We start from the raw sequence: 19615 nt of genomic DNA, 5'->3' as shown, positions 1-19615 counted from the left end.
TAATGCTTTTCCTAGCGCTTGCACCTACCCCTATCGCGGATTGTATTGATACCTTTTACATTCGACGCCGGTCCCCTCCAGAGCACACCTGTGCAATATTTTTTGTCACAATTATGGAATGTGACATTGTGCAGGACACGTCAGCTTGTCGGCAGAACGTTTCCCCCTGTATGGTGAATACACACAGACAATTTTGAAAATTTTTTTACCATCTTTTTAAGGGATATGTCCCGGCTGCAACTCAGCGCCTTGGTGCCCGCGCCGACACACACTCTCACTCTCGTCGCCCGCACCGTGCGCTCGAGCCAGCCACGAAGGCGAGCATTATGACGGTCACCAATTATGTGGTTCCCCACGCGGGCTTTGGTGATCCTCGCCACCTCACCGTCGACAATGTAAACCCCGATCTTTTCCTTGAATTGCTCGCTGAGGCAGGGGACTCTCATGAGGTCACGGTGACCTTATGCGGCCACTCCAGTTCTGGTTTCAGAGTACGCCACGACGACACCGTGGTGGGCATGGTCTCTGCGGCCCAATCCGCCGACTATGGCGAGCTGGATTGGGTGATGCTCGCTGGGTTGAGCCCACAAGTTACCGCAAGGGTGAGCCTGTGCTTGGACTGCGAGGATGACACAACTCCTGTCGTCGAAGTCCTCCTTCCGGAGCCCGGCTTGTGCGTACCTAGCAACAACCCGCCCGCTGATCGCTGGCACCTGCTCGAAGGTGACACTCCCCTACGTATCACCGATTTTGAAATTTCTGACGATGGACTGTCGAACCATTCCGCTCACCTGCTCGTGCGGGTGGAGAACAAACGCGGTTTGTTCCAGCACCACATTCAGGTCTTCGCGGATACAACACTCATCGCCACGATTCCTTATGAAGAGGCCGAGTGGCTTGCGCATGCCATCACTAACGTCAACCGCGAGGACCTGGTTGCCGTAACTCGTGCCTACTATTCGGCGGACAATGGCACGCCTACTCTTACCCTCTTCATCCCAAACGACACGACCAGCGGCTCTCCATTTTTGAAGACCGCGGGCGCTCTCGCCGCCGCTACCGCAGGTGCTGCCGTTGCCGCTGCTCGTGCTGAGGCCAACGGGGCTAGCTCTCCCACCCCGTTTGTTGGTACATCCCCGAGCCCGCATTCTCCCGTTGTTTCGCTGAACTCCATGGATGATGCCGCGTCCACGGCCTCCTTTGGCTCTAAATTCGCGGCAGCGAGCACTGGGTTGAAGCTCGCCTCTGCAGCCAGCGTTGCCATCATCATCGGCGGCACCGCCAATTTTGCCGCCTCATTGGCTTCCCTCAATTCCTCCCAGGAGCACATCACGGGCTCGGCTCTGGAGGTGTACAACAATCCCCACATCAATCCTCGTGCGGCCGATGACGAAAACACCGCGGACTCCACTGGCGTGGAGGGCCCCGAGTGGTCGGAAAAGAGTGCAGTGCTGGGCGTGGACTCGGAGCTGTTGTGGGATGGTCCATCGCCTCTGCGTGACGTAGTGTCCCAAGGTTTCAGGAATCCCTCCGCTGGTGAGTCCTCCGATTCTGCCACGGCAGCAAGCGACAGGGCCGCTGACACTACTGCGCTTGTCGACGTCCCCCGTGGCACCGCCCAAGCCACCGGCACCGGCTCTGCCCCAGAGCGCAACGACCGCGGCGCGCACCGCGAAGGACGCACGTCCCCGACGTCGAAAGCCACCGAAGCCCACACGTCTCCGCGCCGCACTGCGACGCAGGACGCTCCTCGCCGCCGCGAGCGTCTCGGCGCAGAATCAGATTCCGCGCCCATCCGCGACTCGGGTTCTGGCGCCGCCGCCACCGCTGCACGGCCCACCCGCCAGGCACAACCGAAGCCCAGCGTAACGCGCAAGCCAACGCCAACTGCCCAGGCAAAGCCGACTCCGCCGAAGGCCACCACACAGCCAGCGCCGGAGACAACTCCGCGCGCAGCTGCCTCGCAACCGACGTACGCTCCGCAGCCACGCCCGACGTCTGTTCCATACGTTCCGCAGCCCACGCCATCTGCCCCCACTGAGCAGGATCGTTCGACACCTGAGGAGGGCCAAGTCGTCGTCCCCTTCGTGCCAACACTCCCTCCTCACGGATCAGGCACTGACGAGCCAGCTCCGGAGATTTCCGAGGATGTCACTGTCATTCCAGCCGCGCCTCTCGAACCTGCTGCAACGGTCGAACCGTCGACACCCGTCTCAACACCACAGGAGCCGACGCCGGTCCCCAGTGCGGCAGAGGAGCCGACGCCGGCCCCCACGACAGAGGAGCCGACGCCGGAGATAGAGCTTACGATAGTGGTGGAGCTTACGACGGTGGTGGAGCCAGAGGATGATGAGCCGAGTCCGGAGCCGCATCCACTGCCGCAGCCGGAGGTCGATGAACCGGCCAAAAAGCCAGGAAAACCGGCTAAACCGGACAAGCCACAGTGGATTCCTCCGGGCCAGCTCAAGAAGATGGAGAGGGAAAGCAAGCCCTCCCCTGCCTCACCGAGCCGCTAAGAGTGTGCCCTTTCCTCGTTCCCTAGGACCGGGTACTAAACTGTGAACAATGACTACGACACCCGGCCCCACCGAACCTCCAGCGCACCACAGCGCTGGGGGAGCTGCGGCCGTGGCGTCGCCAAGCACAAGCGCCCCGAAGCCCGGCCCGCGTCCTCAATCCACGGAGAAGTCCACGCCCGCCAAGGGCAACAACGCCTCTCGGGACACCGCCCGTGAGGAAGCACTGGCAGCGTTTCCCTATGTCGCGCTGACGATTCAGACCACGGGCATTCACCCGTCAACAGGAAATCTGCTCACCGTTGATGCGCTGACGCTGAATGACGATGGGGAGGTCGGCCAAGAGTTCCACGCCGTCATCAATCCCGATGGTGACCCGGGCCCACGCCACCTCCACGGACTGAGCGTGGAGGAGATTAAGGCCGGGCAATCCTTCTCCTCGCTGCTCAAGCCCCTTGACAGGCTTATTGACGGCCGCACACTCATTGTGCACGACACCACCTTCACCTGGGGTTTCATCGTTGCGGAAGCCCGCCGAGCGATGACCGCAGCCGCGCGTCAGAACCGCGCACGCAACCGAAACCGCAACAAGGGTCGCCGTCGCCGCGTCAAGGTGGGCCACGTGCCAACCCCGGTGAGCATCATCGATACCCTCGCCACGGCGCGCCGCCAAGGCGTGTGGGGCACGGATATCCGTCTGGCGGCTGTCGCCCGCGCTACCGGCCTGGACGTGGACTCCCCCACAGCCACGGTCGAGCGCGCCCAGCGCCCGGAGAAGGAAACGTCCCGTGAGGCCACTCGCCTGCTCGTGTCGCTCTACCGCGCGCAGCGCGACGGCGTTGTGAGCGCCGCATCCCCTGAGGAACTGCGTGCGGATCGCTTCGGCCTACAGCGCTCCCATGTGCGCGTCGACGCCGCCGAAGCACCCCGCCAGCACCACAACCCCGGCCCCTATGTGCCGGGCAAGGAGCTCATTCGTGGCATGGAAATCGTGGTCGCCCCAGAGATCACCGAGGATCCCGATACCATCATCGCGGCACTCGCGCGCGAGGAGCTCAACTACTCAGAAAAGCTCACCCGGGAAACCTCCCTCGTGGTCTGCAATATCACCACCGACCTCGTGGGCAAGCCCATGCATGCGCACCGCAAAGACATCCCCCTGATGTCCGATACCGCCTTCCTTGCCGCACTCGAGCGCATCGAAGACGCCCAAGAGCCAGAAGAATCAGACACCAGCTCCGGATCTGGCGGAGGAAACAACGGCCAGCGGGCCAATCACGGAGGCTCTGGCGGGAACACTAGCCGTAACCGCTCCAGCAAGAACCGCCGCCGCTCGCGGCGGAAATCTTCCGGCAACGGCCAGGGCGCGAAGAACAAGAACCAGAGCCACAAGAACTCCCAGGGCAACTCCGGCAACAACGGTTCTGCGTCCCACCAGGACAACGCTGCGTCCTCCAACAAGAACAACAAGAGCGGCAACAACTCCAACCACAAGAGCGGCAACAACACTGGCCGCCGTCGGCGCCGCCGCGGTGGGCGTGGCCGGCGTGGGCAGGGCGGCCAGCACCAGCAGAACCAGCAAAACTCGGGACACAACCGCTCCCGCACCACCGATAACTAGCGTCCCCCGACTACCCTGGGGAACATGAATTTTAACTTCCGAAGCGCGCTGAAGTCAGCGCGCACCGCGGTGGCCACAACTGCTGCATCGCTGGCCACCACCGCCTCGCGCGCTACCGGCCGCGGCGCCGGCGGCATGATCGGCGGCCTCATCGCCGGCGCCATTGACCCCACCATCATGCAGAACTTGGCCAGGCAGCGCCCATCCATTTTGGTGACTGGTACCAACGGTAAGTCCACCACAACCCGCATGCTGGCCGCGGCAGTACGCACCGAACACGCCGTGGCAACCAACGATGGCGGCGACAACATGGACGCCGGCATCATCTCCGCGCTCCTCGCTGGAAAGGATGCAAGCCACCTCGTGCTGGAGGTTGATGAGCTGCACGTTCCGCACGTGGCAGATAACCTCAACCCCACGGCACTGGTACTGCTCAACCTCTCGCGTGACCAGCTGGATCGCGTAGGCGAAATCAACAAGATCGGGCGCGCCCTGCGTGGCGCAGTAGAAGCGCATCCGGACATGCTCGTCGTCGCCAACTGCGATGATGTCCTCATGACGTCCGTGGCCTATGACGCGAAGAACGTCATCTGGGTCTCCGCGGGGGCGGGCTGGATGGGTGAATCCGTGACCTGCCCGCGTACGGGCGGCCACATCGTTCGCGATGGCGAGGACTGGCGCGCGGTGAAGCCGCTGCCCGATGGGCGCGAGTTCCGCCGCCCCACCCCCACGTGGGCGGTGACGGAGGAAGGAATTGTGAGCCCTGGGGGCGTCGATAAGCTCAGGCTTGCTCTCCCCGGGCGCGCCAACCGCGGTAATGCCGCACAAGCTGTTGCCGCCGCCGTCGAGGCTTTCGGTGTGGATCGCCACAAGGCCATTACCGCTGCTGAAGGCGTCGACGATGTGGCCGGACGCTACTCCACCATCACGCTGGGCAACCGCACTATTCGTCTGCTTCTGGCCAAGAACCCGGCCGGCTGGCAGGAGGCGCTGTCCATGGTGGACCGTGATGCTGATGGCCTGGTCATTGCCACCAATGGTCACGTCGCAGACGGCATCGACATGTCCTGGCTGTGGGACGTGCGCTTCGAAGATTTCGAGGGTATCGCCGTCAAAGCCGCTGGTGAGCGCGCCGCAGACCTTGCCGTGCGCCTGGTGTATGCGGATATTTCGCACGAGCTTATCGACGACCCCCTCACCGCCATTCAATCCTGCCCGGAAGGACGCGTCGAGGTCCTGGCCAACTACACCGCCTTCCGTGATCTGAAGAAGGCACTCACCGCCGCAGTAAAGGAGCACGAGAATGACTAACCTGCAGATTGGTCTCATCCTTCCGGACGTTCTGGGCACCTACGGCGACGATGGCAACGCCCTCGTCCTGCGCCAGCGCGCCCGCATGCGCGGTTGTGAAGCAGAGATTGTGCCCATCAAACTGGGCGAGCCAGTTCCGGATTCCCTCGACGTCTACACCGTCGGCGGCGGCGAAGACACAGCGCAGATTCTTGCGGCGGAGCACCTCATTGCTGATGGGGGCCTTAGCCGCGCTGCCGCTGCCGGCCGCCCCATCATGGCTATTTGCGCAGGACTTCAAGTACTCGGCGAGTCTTTCCGCGCGTCGGGCCGCGTTGTCGATGGTGTGGGTCTTCTCGACGCCACCACCGCCTCCATGACCGAGCGCGCCATTGGTGAAGTCGCTTCCAAGCCAACGAAGGCTGGCATCACTGCCGAACTCACCGAGCCACTCAGCGGCTTTGAAAACCACATGGGCGCCACCATCCTCGGCCCCGCTGCCCAGCCGTTGGGCAAGCTCACCCGCGGCACCGGCAACGCCGACACCGCGGCCACCTGTGATCTGTCCGACGGCGCTGCACAGCGCGCCGCCGAGGGTGCGGTTCAGGGCAGCGTCATCGCCACCTACATGCATGGCCCGGTTCTAGCACGTAACCCGCAGTTGGCTGACCTTCTTCTGGCCAAGGCACTGGGAGTGGCCCTCAGTGAGCTTGAGCCGCTTGACATTCCTGCCATCGACCGTCTGCGCACCGAGCGCTTCAACGCCTCGGAGCCGCCGCGCTCCCAGCGCTAGAACGCGGAGCAACGTGGGGGACGGTGTCCCCCGGCTACACCGTCAGGCGGCCGCTGAGCGCGCGGGAAAGCGTGAGTTCATCAACGAACTCAAGGTCACCACCCAGCGGCATGCCGGACGCCAGCCTCGTGATTTTCAGCCCTGGGAAATCACGAAGCAGACGAACGAGGTAGGCCGCCGTCGCCTCGCCCTCCGTATTGGGATCGGTAGCGAGGATAACTTCGGTGATTTCGGGTGTGTCATCGTACAGCGGTTCCTCAGGGGTGGAATCCGCCAGCTCACGGTCCGGCAGCACGCCACCAAGGCGCTGCAGCAGCTGAGAAATGTTGAGATCCTTCGGCCCCACATTCGCCAGCGGGTCCAAAGCACCGCCCAACACGTGATAGCGCCCCTCATATTCGCCGGTGCGCTCGATGACCTGAATGTCCTTGGGCTCTTCCACCACACAGATGGTGGAGGCATCGCGCTGCGAGTTAATGCAGATGCGGCACACCTCCTCGCGGGAGATGTTGCAGCAGATGCGGCAGAAGGTCACGCCATCGCGCACCGCGCCCAGTGCCTTCTGCAGGCGGTCAATGTCCTCTGGGTCCTGGTGCAGCACGTGGAAGGCAATGCGCTGTGCCGACTTTGGCCCAATGCCAGGCAGGCGCGAGAACTCATCAATGAGATCCTGCAGTGGTCCTTCAAACACGCAATGCTCCCCTTCACGTCACGGTCCCCAACCTAGGTGGCTGGGGATAAACAAAAGGCCGCGCCGCCCTCTGTGGGGAGAGCGACAACGGCCTTCAAGTCTAACGCGCGGCTTACTGGTTACCGCCGAAGACATCCTGGAAAGAAGGACCATCGTAGTCCTGCTGGGACTGGCCCATGCCCTGGGACAGCGGACCAATCTTCTCCTGTGCCAGGCGGCCAGCGGCGGCGTGCGCCTCCTTGAAGGCACCCACGATGAGGTCCTGGAGGGTCTCAATGTCGTCCGGGTTGACCACGGACTTGTCAATGGTGACATCCTGCAGCTCTGCGCCACCGGTCATGGTGACCTTCACCAGGCCGTTGCCGGCGGTGCCCTCGACGGTGGCGGCCAGGATTTCTTCCTGCGCCTTCTGCAGCTCTGCCTGGACGCGTGCGGCCTGCGCCAGGATGTCGTTCATGTCGTTTGCTTGCTGCATCGGATCGTTCTCAGTCATGCTAAAAATCCTTTCACACGGTTATTTTCGCTACCCGACAAGTGTACAGATGCCGCGCTATAGTCGCCGCGCCCCCAGCTCTTGGGCAAGGAGCTCTATGGCGACCTCGGTGGCGTTGCGGTGGTCCATCTCGCCAGCGCTCTGTGCGGCCTCCATCATCTCGCGTTCCTCGTCATCGCGCGTGTAGGCCGGCTGCGGTTCCGGGGCTCGCTGTGGCTCCGCCTGCTGCGACGATCCCGCGCTCTGAGCTGCGCTTTCCGACGTCCCGCCCATCCCCGCCGACGGTGCATACTCCTCCGGTGGGGCCTCGAATTCGCCTTCATCCGGGCCGGGCTCCGGCGGCAGTGGAACTCCGTTTCCAAACTGGGGAACCTTGGAAAATTCTTCATCGCGTTGGGCCGCTACCTGGCTGGCTTGGGCAATGCGTGATCGCCATTGGCTGCCACGCGCCTCCCTCTTTGGGGGCACCGCCGCGCCGCGCTGTGGGACATCCTGGCGCGGCGAGTCCTGCTGCAGTGTGTCTCGCTGTGGATTCTGCGGCGCCGTCCGCTGGTGGAGGGACGACTGTGCAGCCGGGTCCTGTGCTTTGTGCTGCAACTCTGGCGGTGATGTTTCCTCACGCACGGAGTCCTGTCGTGACAGCGTACCTCGCTGACCGTGCCCCGTCGTTTGAGACGACGGCTCCTGTCCACCAATACGGCGCGGCGCTCCCCAAGGGTCATCGCTCGCCTCGTGCTGGGGCGTAGGCTGCTGCGCCCGCTCCGGCTTTTGCTGAGTTTCCGGCTCGGATTCTGCCTCCGGCTCAGGGGTGTGAGACCGTTGCTGTCCAGTCGGCTCCTCCGCTGGTTTTTGGGCCTTCTGCACGGCAGAAGTTTCCGCCGTGTCGGACTGAGCCGTGTCGGACTGAGCAGCGTCAGATTGATCAGGAGCCTTAGAGGGCTTCGGACTCTCTGCCTCCTCTTCGGGCTCGGAGGCCTCACGCTGCGGTTGGTTCGGGTTCCACTGGGCGCGTTGTGCTGGCTCCTCAACGGTGAAGCCCTGCGACTTGGGGTCGGTGCCAATGACGCACGTGACCTTCAGCTCGCGGTTGAGTTCCTCCTTGAGTACCGCAACGATGACCTCGTTTGTTCCTGGCGAATTGATGCGCTCTGCCAGGGCGCCCGTGGTGTGCCCCAAGACGAGGGTTTCATCGCGCACTCCAAGAACGCGGGCTTCCGCGAGCATGATCTCAGCGACCTTATTGCGGCGGCCAATTGTTGCTCGCACATCGGACCACGTGGAACGGATCTCCGCTGCGAGATCCTGGGGAGCTGTACCCTGCTGTGGTTGCGAGTGCGCCGAGTGCTCCGCCGGTTCAGGCTGAACGGTCTGCTCGGTGGGTGCAGGCTGCTGTGCCTCCGACGAAGTGCGCTCTTCATGCTGCAGCTGCTGCTCCGACTGGTTTTGTGTCTGCTCCGAGCTGTTCTCCACACTGCGCTCAAGGCTGTGCTCGGGCCTGTGAGCGGGTTGCTGCACCGCGTGTGGCTGTGAGGCAGCCTGTTGGTTTCCCTGCAGGCTTGGCTCCGCCTGGTTCAGCTGCTGTGCGTCCTGCTGGGGCTGCTGGCCCTGTAAGGCATTCTGCTTCGCGGCCTGGCGGCTGCGGCGCTGCGCGATGATGGCGGCGGCTGCAGCGGCAGGATCCTGGGCGCTGGAGACTGCAGACTGCGGGCGCTGAGAAGGCGCGGAACCCTGTGCGCCGCTGACCGCGGCCTGACCAGTGACGGGGGCACCGGCAGCCGGCGCACCGCTGCCTGGTTGAGCGGCTGGAAGGTGGCCAGCAGCCGCGGCGGCGGGAGCCGAACCCACGATCAGGTGTGCGCAGAGAATCTCCAGCAGCAGACGTGGGGAGGTTGCGCCGCGCAGCGATGATACGCGCTCATTGACGGTTTCAGCGAGGTAAGCCAACTGCGGTCCAGAGAAACGTTGGGCCTGGGCCGTGAGGATGTCCCCGCGGTCAGTCGGCGCGGACACCAAACCTTCCTCCAACGCTGAAGGCACGGCCTGGATGATCATGAGATCGCGGAGGCGATCGAGTAGATCGATGGCGAAGCGACGCGGGTCGTGGCCGGCTTCGATGACATCATCAACAAGCCTAAACAGTGCCGCCTTATCCTGGCTGGCCAGGGCTTCCACAGTGTTATCGAGCAAGCCTAGGTCAGTTACTCCGAGGAGTGGACGGGCAACGTCATAGGTCAGGCCATCCGGGCCGGCACCGGCAAGGAGCTGGTCCAAGATGGACAGGGTGTCACGGGGAGAACCGCCGCCGGCCTGAATGACCATGGGGTAGACAGTGTCATCCACATGAACATTCTCAGAGGCCACAGTGCGCTCCAGCAGGCCCTTCATCGCCGGCGGGGTGAGCAGGCGGAAAGGATAGTGATGGGTACGCGAACGGATGGTGCCGATGATCTTTTCCGGTTCCGTTGTGGCAAAGATGAAGATGACATGCTCCGGCGGCTCCTCCACCACCTTCAGTAAGGCGTTAGCGCCGGAGGCGGAAATCATGTGAGCCTCATCGATGATGAAGATGCGGTAGCGCGATTCCGCCGGCGCATAGTAGGCGCGGTCACGCAGCTCACGCATGTCCTCCACACCGTTATGGGAGGCAGCGTCCAGCTCAGTAACGTCGAGGTTGCCCGGCCCACCGGGGGCGAGAGAAACACAGGAATCACACACGCCGCAGGGCGTGGACGTGGGGCCCTGCTCGCAGTTCAAGGAGCGGGCCATGATGCGTGCCGAGGAAGTCTTTCCGCAGCCACGCGGGCCGGAAAAGAGGTACGCATGATTAATGCGCCCCGCGTCAAGGGCGGCGGACAACGGCGTGGTGACCTGCTCTTGGCCCACCACTTCCGCGAACGTTGCTGGACGATATTTCCGGTAAAGAGCCACGGTTAGTCAGTCTAGCGCCTCGCCCGGACATCCGGATCACCCCCAGATTCCTCGGCGAAAAGACGCCAACGCCCCGCTACTCGGAGCGCTGCCAGTCCAACAAATCGATGCCCTGCTCCGCCACGGCTTGCTGCAAAGCAGGCACGCCTTCATCGACAGCGAAGGCATATTCAGCATCAGTCAGCATGAGCAGCTGGCACACAAGGGTAAGGCGCTTGTCCTCCGCCACCTGCGGGGTCTGTCCTCCCCACAAATACGGCGCGATGAGCATGCCGTGGCGAACAGTGAGCGGCGCGAAACGCTCATCATCGTCGACAAAGAGCTTCGGTAACAGCAGGCCCGGCTGCGCAGGTAACACGCCGGCAGCTTTCGTGAGCAGGGCTGCTGCGGCACTCACCGCAGCAGCCACTTCTGCCTGACCAGTACGGGCCACGGCAAGAAGCTCGCAGCGCACGTCCACGCCTTGTTCGGCATGAGCCAAGCCCGTATCGACGTCCGCGAAGTCGCAGGAGACGGCGAGGGATTGGGCGTCGTCAAGCGCGGCTAGGCCCAAGCGATGCCCATCAACGTTCTTGAACTCAAGCTCAACCGGAATGACCTGGTCGAGCCAGTAGGACGTCTCGTCAGCGTTGATGGCCTAAGCCTCCAGTTTCTCCACTGCGGCCAGCAGCACACAGGTAGCCACGCCATCCATCGCAGCCTCAACCTCTTCCTGCGGCGGCAGGGACGGCGCGAGGCGGATGTTGTGATCGCGAGCGTCCTCGCCATACGGGAAAGCCGAACCAGCCTGGGTAAGCAGAATTCCGGCATCACGCGCCAGTTCCCACACGCGGGTAGCGGTGCCATCCATAACGTTGAGAGAAATGAAGTAGCCGCCCTTCGGGTGGGTCCATTCCGCCACGTCGTACTGGCTCAGACGCTTGTCCAAGATACGCAGAACCGCCTCAAACTTAGGGGCCAGCAGCGCAGCGTGGCGGCGCATGATGGCACGCACGCCCTCGGCGGAGCCAAAGAACTCATAGTGCGCAAGCTGATTGATCTTGTTCGGACCAATGCCGCGGATACCAGCGTGCTCGAGGTACCACTCAAGGTTGTCCTCGGAGGAACCGAAGAAGCTCACGCCCGAACCTGCGAAGGTGATCTTCGACGAGGAAGACATGGCCCAGAAACGGTCGGGGTTGCCTTCCTGTTCGGCGATGTCCAGAATCGGCAGGATCTCCGGGAATTCCTCGGTGAGGGTATGCACGGCGTAGGCGTTATCCCACACGATGCGGAAGTCCGGCGCACCAGCCTCCATACGTGCCAGGCGGCGGGTCTTTTCTTCAGAGATGACCGCACCCGTCGGGTTAGAGAACATAGGCACCACCCACATGCCCTTGACCTGAGGGTCCTTTGCCAGCTCCTCGACGGCCTCGATATCTGGGCCGTCCTCTTCCATCGGCACGGAAATGAGCTCGAAGCCGAATGACTCCGTGATGGCGAAGTGGCGATCATAACCCGGGGTAGGGCAGATCCACTTGACGGTTTCTTCCTTGTTCCACGGGCGCTCAGAGCTGTTGTTACCAAAGCTGTAGGAGCAGTGGATCAGGTCATACATGATGTTGAGCGAAGAAGAATCGGCTGCGACCAGCAGTTCCGGGTCAATGTTGGTTAGTTTGCCCCAGAGATCACGCAGCTCTTTAATGCCCTTCTGGTTGCCGTAGTTACGCAGGTCATTGCCAGCAGCGTCGGTGTAGTGACCACGGCCTGGCAGTACGAGCAGATCGTTGGACAGATCCAGCTGGGCCTTGGACGGCTTACCGCGAGTCAGATCGAGGTTCAGACCCTCGGCCTTGAGATCCTCGTAATCCTTGCGCACCTGGGCAGCAAGCTCGTTGAGCTCAGACTTCTCGAGATTAGAAAGCGACATCCCTCTTCCTTCCGGGACATGTTGCGGACAGATGGCACCCATAGTAACTCTCGTACGCTTCCCCCGTGCGAAAGACCGCATATAAAAAAGGGGACCCCGCGCACCCGCCAGAGCCTCCTGACCCTTGCTGCATTCCTGCCCTGGGGGAGTTCAGAGGATGGACGCCACGCGGAATCCTGCGGTCTAGCCTAGCGCGCCGTGCTTGCCGACGCCAAACCGCCAACCCCTCCCAGCCCGTCACCCTCGCCCGCCCCACACCGCACCACTCAGCGCCCCCACGAAGGAACCGCGATCCACAGTCCGCCACCCAAGAGGACACCAATTTTCGCACTGACCAGGCGATTTTGCTTCATTAGGGGGCTCATGTAATGTTTTCCAGCGGAGGATTCGACTAGCGGCCTATGTCACACGCCTGGAACGCGTGCGGGAGTCACATCCCTCAGGGGTTCAAATCCCCTATCCTCCGCCAGTGGAAATCCCGGCCACAGCTTCCGAGTTGTGAGCCGGGATTTTCGTATTTCAGGGAAACTCTGGGACCTCGACACCGTCCTCCTTGAGCCACTCCACGTGCGGCGGCGTGTTCATGCCCCACTCCGTGCGGGCGAGGAGAAAAGCCTCGGAGATTTCTGACTCGTCATAACCGCCATCACGCACGTATTGGCGGAAACCGCGGGGACCGGGCTCCTTGATCCACAGCCAGACAAAGTCCTCCAAGGTATGGTCCCCCAGGATGTCTTCCATACCTTCTGGCAGGAGTTCACGCCCGGCGCGTACGCGTTCTTCGAGGTCCTCATCAAAGAAGGCGTAAAGGTAGTCCAAGCCGTCCTCCAGCTGGGCATACTCAAAAGCGTCCATTGTTGCTCTCCTTTCGCTGCCGCATCAGCCGCGTTTTTTGGCGCCGAGGGACATACGGTCGACGTCGACAAGCACTTCGTCCACAATCATGGGATTGAACTCCCTATCGCGGCGCAGTCGCAGCAATTCCTGCTGTGCGCCGGCCAAGGCGGTCGTGCGCGCAGCCAAGGCCAATTCACGAGCCTCAATAGCCATCTTCATACGGGTCGTGGCATCCTCGCCATCCTCGTCCTCACCGAGCCGGTCCTCAAACCACTGCGCAATATTGGCGGCGATGTCGGGGTCCAGTTCCTCATACTTGGAACGCATCGCGGCAATGCCGGCCTTACGAGCACGGGAGGTAATCGTGGCCCGCATCTTATCGGTGGCGGCCTGCGAGTAGGTGGTGATGTCCAGCTGCCGCATGAGCCAGGGCAGGAGCAGGCCGGGGATCACCATGGTCATGAGCAGCACGACAAGGGCGATGACGGTCAACTCGTTGTAGAAGCTCAAGCCGCTCGGCACGGACAGAACCAGTGCCAGGGTGACCAGTCCGCGCATGCCGGACCACGACATGACGAGCACCTCTTGACGGCGCAGTGGCGCCAAACGCGGCTTACCCCGGCGCCGGTTGATGAGGTAGAAGGTATACATCCAGGCCATGCGCACAAGGAAAGCCACGAGGGACAGGATGACTCCGACGATGACTGCGTGCCACAGATCCGCGCCCACGGCATCAACCGCGCTGAAGACCGTCAGGCCGATAAGGCCAAAGGCCACACCAGTAAAGAGCAGCTCAACTGTTTCCCAGAAGGACTGACCGGAGAGTCGGTCCTCGGCCTGAACCGGGGCGCGAGAATGCAGCTCCACCGCAGCGATCACTACGGCAATCACGCCAGAGGCGCCAAGCTCCTCGGCTGCGATATAGACGGCGAAGGGAATCACCCAGGTCAACGCGTTGCGGGCGACGACCTCGTGCACCGCACCGATGAACCAGGAGGACACACGGCCCACCACAAGGCCCAGGATGGCAGCGACGGCCGCCGAGTAGAGGAAACGCATAACCGCCTGACCGGCATGCATCTGCCCAGAGCTCGTCACGGCCTCAAGGGCGAGGTGAAAGGCCACGATGGACGCGGCATCATTAAACAGGCCCTCAACCTGCAGCACCGAGATGATACGGCGGGGAATACCGGCGGGTTCTGCCACTGCCTCCACGGCCACCGGGTCCGGCGGGGCAATCGCTGCACCAATGAGGATGGCTGCGGCGATGCCCAGGCCCGGCATGAAGGCCCAGGCAGTGAATCCAACGGCCAGTGTCGTGGCCACGACGAGCAGCACGGAGAGAGCAAGGATGGTCATCCACTGTTCCCGAATCACGCCCCACGATGTCTTCCTTGCCAGAGCCCACAACAGCGGCGGCAAAAAGATTGGAAGGATAAGATCCGCGGGCACAGCGAACTCGAACTCACCACTCGAAAACGTGGCGTACACAAAGACAGAAATCGCCGTAAGGAGCGTGAGCAACACCGGCCAGGGAAGTCCAATTTTGTCCCCCACCGCCATGACAATGACGGTCAGCAGCATCAGACCGATGAGGACAAATAAAACTTCCATAGTGCGCTTCACTCCCCGTTGAAGGTGTTATGTTCTTAGAGTACCGCTGTGCAGGAGAAAAGGGAGCTACACAGTTCCATCCCATACGAAGGCCTTACGGATGAGAGACTCGGGCCGGAATCTCTCCAGGAGTTCAGCCGCTGACGTTGCCTCATAGCCCAATGAGCGAGCCAGGAGCTTGACGACGTCCCCCCTCCCCCGTCCCGGCTCCTCGAGCAGCTGGCGCAGGGTCACCGCCCCATCGCGTTTGGATAGGCGCACACCGTCGGCGTTAAGAACGAGCGGCACGTGAACAAACTCCGGCACCGCATAGCCCAGCTTGTGCGCGAGGTAAGCCTGGCGTGGGGCAGAGGAGAACAGATCGTCGCCGCGCACAATCTGGTCCACGCCTTGGAAAGCATCATCGACCACCACGGCCAAGTTATAGGCCCAGTCCATGCCCTGTGCAGGGTCGGATGGGCGCTGGCCGCCGCGGCGCAGGATGAAGTCATCAACCTCGCCGGTGTACTCACCCGCAAGGGCATCGTGGATGGTGTAGGTGGTGGTATCGGCACGCAAGCGGATGGCGGGAACGCGGTTCTGGGCGGCGAGTTCGGCGCGTTTGGCGGCGCGTTGGTCGTCGGAAAGCGCCCGGCACGTCCCTGGGTACTGCCCCGGGATGGCGTGCGGCGCGCGGGAGGCCTCCTGAATGTCCTTGCGCGAGCAGTAGCACTCGAAGGTGGGCAGCTGAGCCAGGGCCTCCTCATAGGCGGCGTAGCGATCGTGCTGGTAGATGACCTCGCCATCCCAGTCCAGCCCCAAGGTTGCTAAGTCCTCCAGCTGGCGCTGTGCCGACTCCTCTGACGAGCGCTGCGTGTCGATGTCCTCGACGCGCACCAGAAAGCGGCGGCCGCTGCTGCGGGCATACAGCCAGGCCAAGAGTGCTGTTCGGAGGTTTCCCAGGTGAAGATCACCAGACGGGCTCGGCGCATAGCGCCCGGCAGGAGTGAGAGAATCCATGGCCCCCAGTCTAAGGGCCGCACGTGGTGACGTCCTCTACTAGAATCGCCCCCATGGCTTCTGACGTGACCTATCCCCTGCTTGATTCCGCCGACGCTGAACGCATGCTGGCCTATGCACGCTCCCAGAGCCCGGGGCTGACGCTGCCCACGGTGGAATCCGCCAACATTGAGAAGCAGATTAGCCGCGTCCTCCCAGAGGATTCCTTCCTGGGCAGTGCTGAGGACGCCCGCCCAGCCGCCCAGTACCTTGAGGCCCGCGAAATCCTGCGCCAAGCTGCAGGCACCATTGAGAACGCCAATGATTCCTTCACCATTGCCGCCCTTGGTGCGCTGACCGGTCAGCCGGACCTCGTGGCTACCGGCTATGCCCGCGTTGCACGCGCCTGGTTGGACAACGGTTTCCCGGAGGAAGCGGAGAAGTTTGCCGCCAGGGCCGCCGCTGCGGGGGACCGCTCCGTGCTCGAAGAACTGGCCGCTGCACAGACCGCAACCAGCCACAAGGACTTTTCTGAATCTGCGTCTTCCTCCCCCGCTGACTCCGCATCCGCGCGTACCTCAACGCCCCAAGCGGCAGCTCCCTCCGCACCCGCCGAGAAGGCGCACTCCGGTTCCTCGTCCGCCCAGCCTTCGCTCGCCGAGCTCCGCGCGGTTCTCGATGCCGCCAAAAGCGGCGACGCCAAAGCCCACGCCGCCGACTTTGTGGCCATCAATGACGCGGTGGCGTCTGGGGCGTTTAATGGCTCGGGCACATCGCTTGGTGATGCCCTCTCGGTCATCCTCGAGTCCGCCGTCGGTGCCCTGTGGGCCTCCGATTCGACTGCGGACTGCTCCCGCGTGGCCACGCAATCCTTTGCTATCTTGTCCAATGCTCGCAGCGAGGCGGACTACAAGCAGCTTCCCTCCTCCATGTTGGCGCGCTTCTACAGCGATGCTGCCGCCAATTCGGGGGATAACACAGCGCAACGCGTGGCATGCTTCGAAGCGGCCGCCCGCGAATACGGCCGCTACGGGGACCTCGAAGGTGAATTGCAGTCCATCCTGAAGACTGTGGTTCTCGATGTCCGCCACCGCGATCCCAGGGAGGCCTACGACATTTTGGCTTCGCGCTACGTGGATTCCACCAAGTTGCAGAATCTTCCGGTGTCCGCCAAGTGGACGGTGCTCTACTCCGAGAGCCTACGCACCCAAGCTCAGGACATGTTTAAGTCCACGCAGGTCTTGCTCGATTTCTTGGAGAAGCACACGGCCGCCGAGGCCACCACGCCTTCGGAACAGAGTGCTCTCGCGGAGGTGGCTGAGCTCCTCGGTGACCGCTACGCCGCCGGAAACGTGGCCGACCGTGCGCGGAGCATGTACCACCTTGCTTATAACTTGTTCGACGCTGCCGGCAATTCCCGCGCGCTCGACGAGCTACGCAAGAAGGCCTAGTTCTTCACCCCGCCGAACCACTGCCGGTTCGTCGGAAGCCACAGCAGCACGATGACCACCGCTGAGGCAATGGACACGGGCATAACCGAATCCACCGGGATGAGCAGCACCAGAACTGCGCTGATGACGGTAAGAGCAATGCGCGCTGCCTGCTGGGCATGCACCACGTAGGCGGTCAGCACACATACGAGCAGCACCAGCAGGCCCAACAGCACACCGAACTCGGTGGATAGCTGATCCATGCGGGTGACCGCCGCGGGACTGTTCTCAAAAGCGACGAGCCGGCAGATGGTGAACACCGCATAGCTGCTGATGAACAGCTCGATGATTGCTGCAATTTTCAGCGGCCAGGGCGCCCACTGGGCCTTCATATCAGCCGCCCGGCGGGTTTCCCGGGCAGAGTCGCTGACCTGCCCATAGCGATAATCCCGGGCAGGCTGTGTCTGCGATGGATGCTGTGGCTGCGATGGATGCTGCGGCTGCGGGGCAGCAGGTTGTGGCGTGCCGAAAGTCATGACACGTCCTGCACAAACACGCCACGACGGCTCAGCAACCACCGAATCGGGTCCAGCACACGGTACGGGGCAATACCGCTGCGCGCCAGCTGGCGGCCCGTCGGCGCCTCACCCAACGCGGACACGACGAAGAAGCTTCCCTCATCTGTGCCTGCCGAGTACAGCTTGTTGATGAGGTCGTTCGCACCGAGGAAGCGAAGCAGCGACTCGGCTTCTTGGTGAACCATATACCGATCGGCATCGTTGAAATTCCAGCCGGTATCGCGGCGGAATGCCGCACCGCGGTTGGACATGAGCTTCTTCCAACGCACGTCATCCACCTGCTCAAGCTTTTGCACGGTATCGAACTTGGAAATGGTCACTGCCAGCGGCGGAGGGGTATCTGACTCGAGCAGATCAAGGAGGTTGTCCAGCACGCGCAGGGAATCCGCTCCCAATTCACCGATGTTGGGGATTAGTCCGTGGATGAAATCCTGAATCTGCTTCACACGCAGGGGATCAAAGAGGAAAATCACCAGGTCTGCGTGGGAAAAGAAAGCAAGATTCTCGCGGTCTGCCTCATTCTCCGGTGGGTTCTCAAGGTCCTCGCCTGCGACATCGCGGAAGACGAGGTAGTTCATACGCGGGGTGCCCTGCTGATCCGGCCAGACACCGAGCTCAAAAATGAGCGGATCGCGCTGGTAGGCATCCGTCGCCACGGCGCTCGGCGTGGGGTCCATAGCGCGCATCTCTTCAAAGAGCGGCTTCTCATAGACCTCCTCGTAGCGCTCACGCGTCGAGGCATCCGCCGGCTGCACAGACTTATCGTGCTTGTGCGCCAGCTGCTTGAGCTGCTTAATCATCACCGCGGTGTAGAGCGACTTACCGGAGTTTCGCGCACCGGCCATGGCAACGCAGTGAGTGACCGCATCGGTCCAGCCTTCGGGCAGTTCACGGTTGGTGTACGGGCTGACGGTCACGCCCGCCTCGAGCGGTTTGAACGTCCACGGGCAACGTGCCTGGGTCATGAATTCCTCTCCTTCAGCATGGCGGTAACGCGGTCGGTGAGCTCAGAAAGCTCGGTGTTTGCTCCGGTTTCCAGCTGCTTCGCCACGTCCTCATCGATGACCGCAAAAGCCACCTGGCGCGGCGTTCCGTTGATGCGGGCGAGCTCGAGTTCCTGGCGGCCTATAGCGCTCGTAATGAGCACGACTGTAGGCACACCCGTGGTGAGCATGGACGCCACCGGGGAATCAGTGACGTAGATGGCCAGCGAGGTTGAGGACGCAATACTCGGGCCGCGCCACGGACGCTGGCCTACGCGCTCGGCGCCGTTGCTAATAACCCCGCTGATGAAGCGGCTCAGCTCATCCACCTTGTGCGTCTGGATGCTGTCCTGGCCATCGGTGGCGCGGAAACGCTTAAACGCATCCGACAGCGCATCAATGTACTTGGCCGCAGCGTCAATGATCTTCGCATTAACGTTGACCTGCATGGAGGCGGAACCATCAACGATAACGGTGACGTCATCCAGCCCGGACACGTCCAGTTCCGCGCGGCGCATCTTGGAACGCACCTCGCGGGCAGAATCTGTAATGCCAGCCCCTTCGCTCGTACCGAAGGCATCAAGGCGGTAGCTTCCAGACTCCGGGGTGACTTCGGCGAGGCGCTCGGGGGAGTCCTCGGCGGCGTCGATAAGCACACGCGGGAAAGTCACCGAATCGCCCGCGTTGCTCACCGTAAGGCGTACCTCGCTGCGCTGACCAAAGGTGCCGCCACGCTTGGGCTGCACCACAATGGTGGCGCGTTCGGGAAGGGAATGAACCATGAGGGAGAGGTCGTGCACGCGCACGGCATCGACGCCCTCGCCCACGATGGCCAGCTCCATTGAGGCACCTCCGGCGCCCATCTCGAAGGCCTCGACGCGCAGGATGCCGTCTGAGCCGATGCGGCGGGACTCGCCGTCCCGCAGTGTGTATTTAGCCATGACGCTTCTTACC

At 62.6% G+C, this 19615-nt stretch carries 15 protein-coding genes, 1 tRNA gene, 1 other RNA gene and 1 pseudogene; 6 read left to right on the top strand and 12 right to left on the bottom strand.

Annotated features, from left to right (window positions below; translation table 11 throughout):
- Positions 1–326: 326 nt before the first annotated feature.
- From CSING_RS00950 to CSING_RS00935, 4 genes and pseudogenes are all read left to right on the top strand, one after another.
- Positions 327–2516 carry a hypothetical protein gene (locus CSING_RS00950; protein ID WP_042528915.1) on the top strand — a complete coding sequence of 730 codons (2190 nt, stop codon included), beginning with the start codon at positions 327–329 and terminating at the stop codon, positions 2514–2516.
- A gap of 49 nt (positions 2517–2565) precedes the next feature.
- Positions 2566–3741 (top strand): annotated as a pseudogene (locus tag CSING_RS00945) (DNA polymerase III subunit epsilon); the annotation flags it as partial.
- A 420-nt stretch (positions 3742–4161) separates the two neighbouring features.
- Positions 4162–5448 (top strand): Mur ligase family protein, encoded by a 1287-nt coding sequence (locus tag CSING_RS00940; RefSeq protein ID WP_042528911.1) that lies wholly within the window; start codon positions 4162–4164, stop codon positions 5446–5448.
- Positions 5441–6220, top strand: a complete 780-nt coding sequence (locus CSING_RS00935; protein WP_042528909.1) for a type 1 glutamine amidotransferase — start codon at positions 5441–5443, stop codon at positions 6218–6220. The genes CSING_RS00940 and CSING_RS00935 overlap by 8 nt, the downstream gene beginning before the upstream one ends.
- Before the next feature lie 34 nt (positions 6221–6254).
- On the opposite strand, the gene recR is transcribed toward CSING_RS00935, so the two are convergent.
- The 6 genes from recR to ffs all read right to left on the bottom strand — a co-directional run bounded on the left by recR (position 6255) and on the right by ffs (position 12422).
- Positions 6255–6911 (bottom strand): recombination mediator RecR, encoded by a 657-nt coding sequence (gene recR / locus CSING_RS00930; RefSeq protein ID WP_039673215.1) that lies wholly within the window; start codon positions 6909–6911, stop codon positions 6255–6257.
- Positions 6912–7023: 112 nt separating this feature from the next.
- Positions 7024–7404, bottom strand: coding sequence for a YbaB/EbfC family nucleoid-associated protein (locus tag CSING_RS00925; RefSeq protein ID WP_042528907.1), 381 nt, complete (start codon positions 7402–7404; stop codon positions 7024–7026).
- A gap of 57 nt (positions 7405–7461) precedes the next feature.
- Entirely contained in the window at positions 7462–10332 is a 2871-nt protein-coding gene (locus CSING_RS00920) for a DNA polymerase III subunit gamma and tau (RefSeq protein WP_042528905.1), read from the bottom strand.
- A 76-nt stretch (positions 10333–10408) separates the two neighbouring features.
- Entirely contained in the window at positions 10409–10885 is a 477-nt protein-coding gene (locus CSING_RS00915) for a suppressor of fused domain protein (RefSeq protein ID WP_052471353.1), read from the bottom strand.
- Positions 10886–10969: 84 nt separating this feature from the next.
- Positions 10970–12241, bottom strand: a complete 1272-nt coding sequence (locus CSING_RS00910; RefSeq protein ID WP_042528901.1) for an aminotransferase class I/II-fold pyridoxal phosphate-dependent enzyme — start codon at positions 12239–12241, stop codon at positions 10970–10972.
- A gap of 82 nt (positions 12242–12323) precedes the next feature.
- An RNA gene (ffs, locus tag CSING_RS13085) (signal recognition particle sRNA small type) lies at positions 12324–12422 on the bottom strand.
- A gap of 199 nt (positions 12423–12621) precedes the next feature.
- Here ffs and CSING_RS00905 point away from each other — a divergent pair.
- Positions 12622–12710 (top strand) — tRNA-Ser (locus tag CSING_RS00905).
- A 50-nt stretch (positions 12711–12760) separates the two neighbouring features.
- On the opposite strand, the gene CSING_RS00900 is transcribed toward CSING_RS00905, so the two are convergent.
- From CSING_RS00900 to gluQRS, 3 genes are all read right to left on the bottom strand, one after another.
- Positions 12761–13096, bottom strand: a complete 336-nt coding sequence (locus tag CSING_RS00900) for a hypothetical protein (RefSeq protein ID WP_042528899.1) — start codon at positions 13094–13096, stop codon at positions 12761–12763.
- Between the two features lie 24 nt (positions 13097–13120).
- On the bottom strand, positions 13121–14692 hold the full coding sequence (locus tag CSING_RS00895; protein WP_042528897.1) for a cation:proton antiporter: 1572 nt from the start codon (positions 14690–14692) through the stop codon (positions 13121–13123).
- A gap of 66 nt (positions 14693–14758) precedes the next feature.
- Positions 14759–15691: a tRNA glutamyl-Q(34) synthetase GluQRS gene (gene gluQRS / locus CSING_RS00890; protein ID WP_042528895.1), complete on the bottom strand. Its 933-nt coding sequence runs from the start codon at positions 15689–15691 to the stop codon at positions 14759–14761.
- Between the two features lie 53 nt (positions 15692–15744).
- Here gluQRS and CSING_RS00885 point away from each other — a divergent pair, with 53 nt between their 5' ends.
- Positions 15745–17121 carry a hypothetical protein gene (locus CSING_RS00885; RefSeq protein WP_042528893.1) on the top strand — a complete coding sequence of 459 codons (1377 nt, stop codon included), beginning with the start codon at positions 15745–15747 and terminating at the stop codon, positions 17119–17121.
- Here CSING_RS00885 and CSING_RS00880 read toward each other — a convergent pair.
- Genes CSING_RS00880 through CSING_RS00870 form a run of 3 tightly spaced genes read right to left on the bottom strand, consistent with a single transcriptional unit; the run spans position 17118 to position 19602 of the window.
- Positions 17118–17636, bottom strand: a complete 519-nt coding sequence (locus tag CSING_RS00880; protein ID WP_042528891.1) for a hypothetical protein — start codon at positions 17634–17636, stop codon at positions 17118–17120. The genes CSING_RS00885 and CSING_RS00880 overlap by 4 nt on opposite strands.
- Positions 17633–18643: a TRAFAC clade GTPase domain-containing protein gene (locus CSING_RS00875; RefSeq protein ID WP_042528889.1), complete on the bottom strand. Its 1011-nt coding sequence runs from the start codon at positions 18641–18643 to the stop codon at positions 17633–17635. The genes CSING_RS00880 and CSING_RS00875 overlap by 4 nt, the downstream gene beginning before the upstream one ends.
- Positions 18640–19602, bottom strand: coding sequence for a hypothetical protein (locus CSING_RS00870; protein WP_042528887.1), 963 nt, complete (start codon positions 19600–19602; stop codon positions 18640–18642). Before CSING_RS00870 ends, CSING_RS00875 begins: the two co-directional genes overlap by 4 nt.
- Positions 19603–19615 lie beyond the last annotated feature (13 nt).

This window comes from Corynebacterium singulare (genome assembly GCF_000833575.1).
Lineage (GTDB): Bacteria > Actinomycetota > Actinomycetes > Mycobacteriales > Mycobacteriaceae > Corynebacterium > Corynebacterium singulare.
The sequence above is the reverse complement of the archived record's forward strand: the minus strand, read 5'-3'. Positions and strand labels throughout refer to the sequence as shown.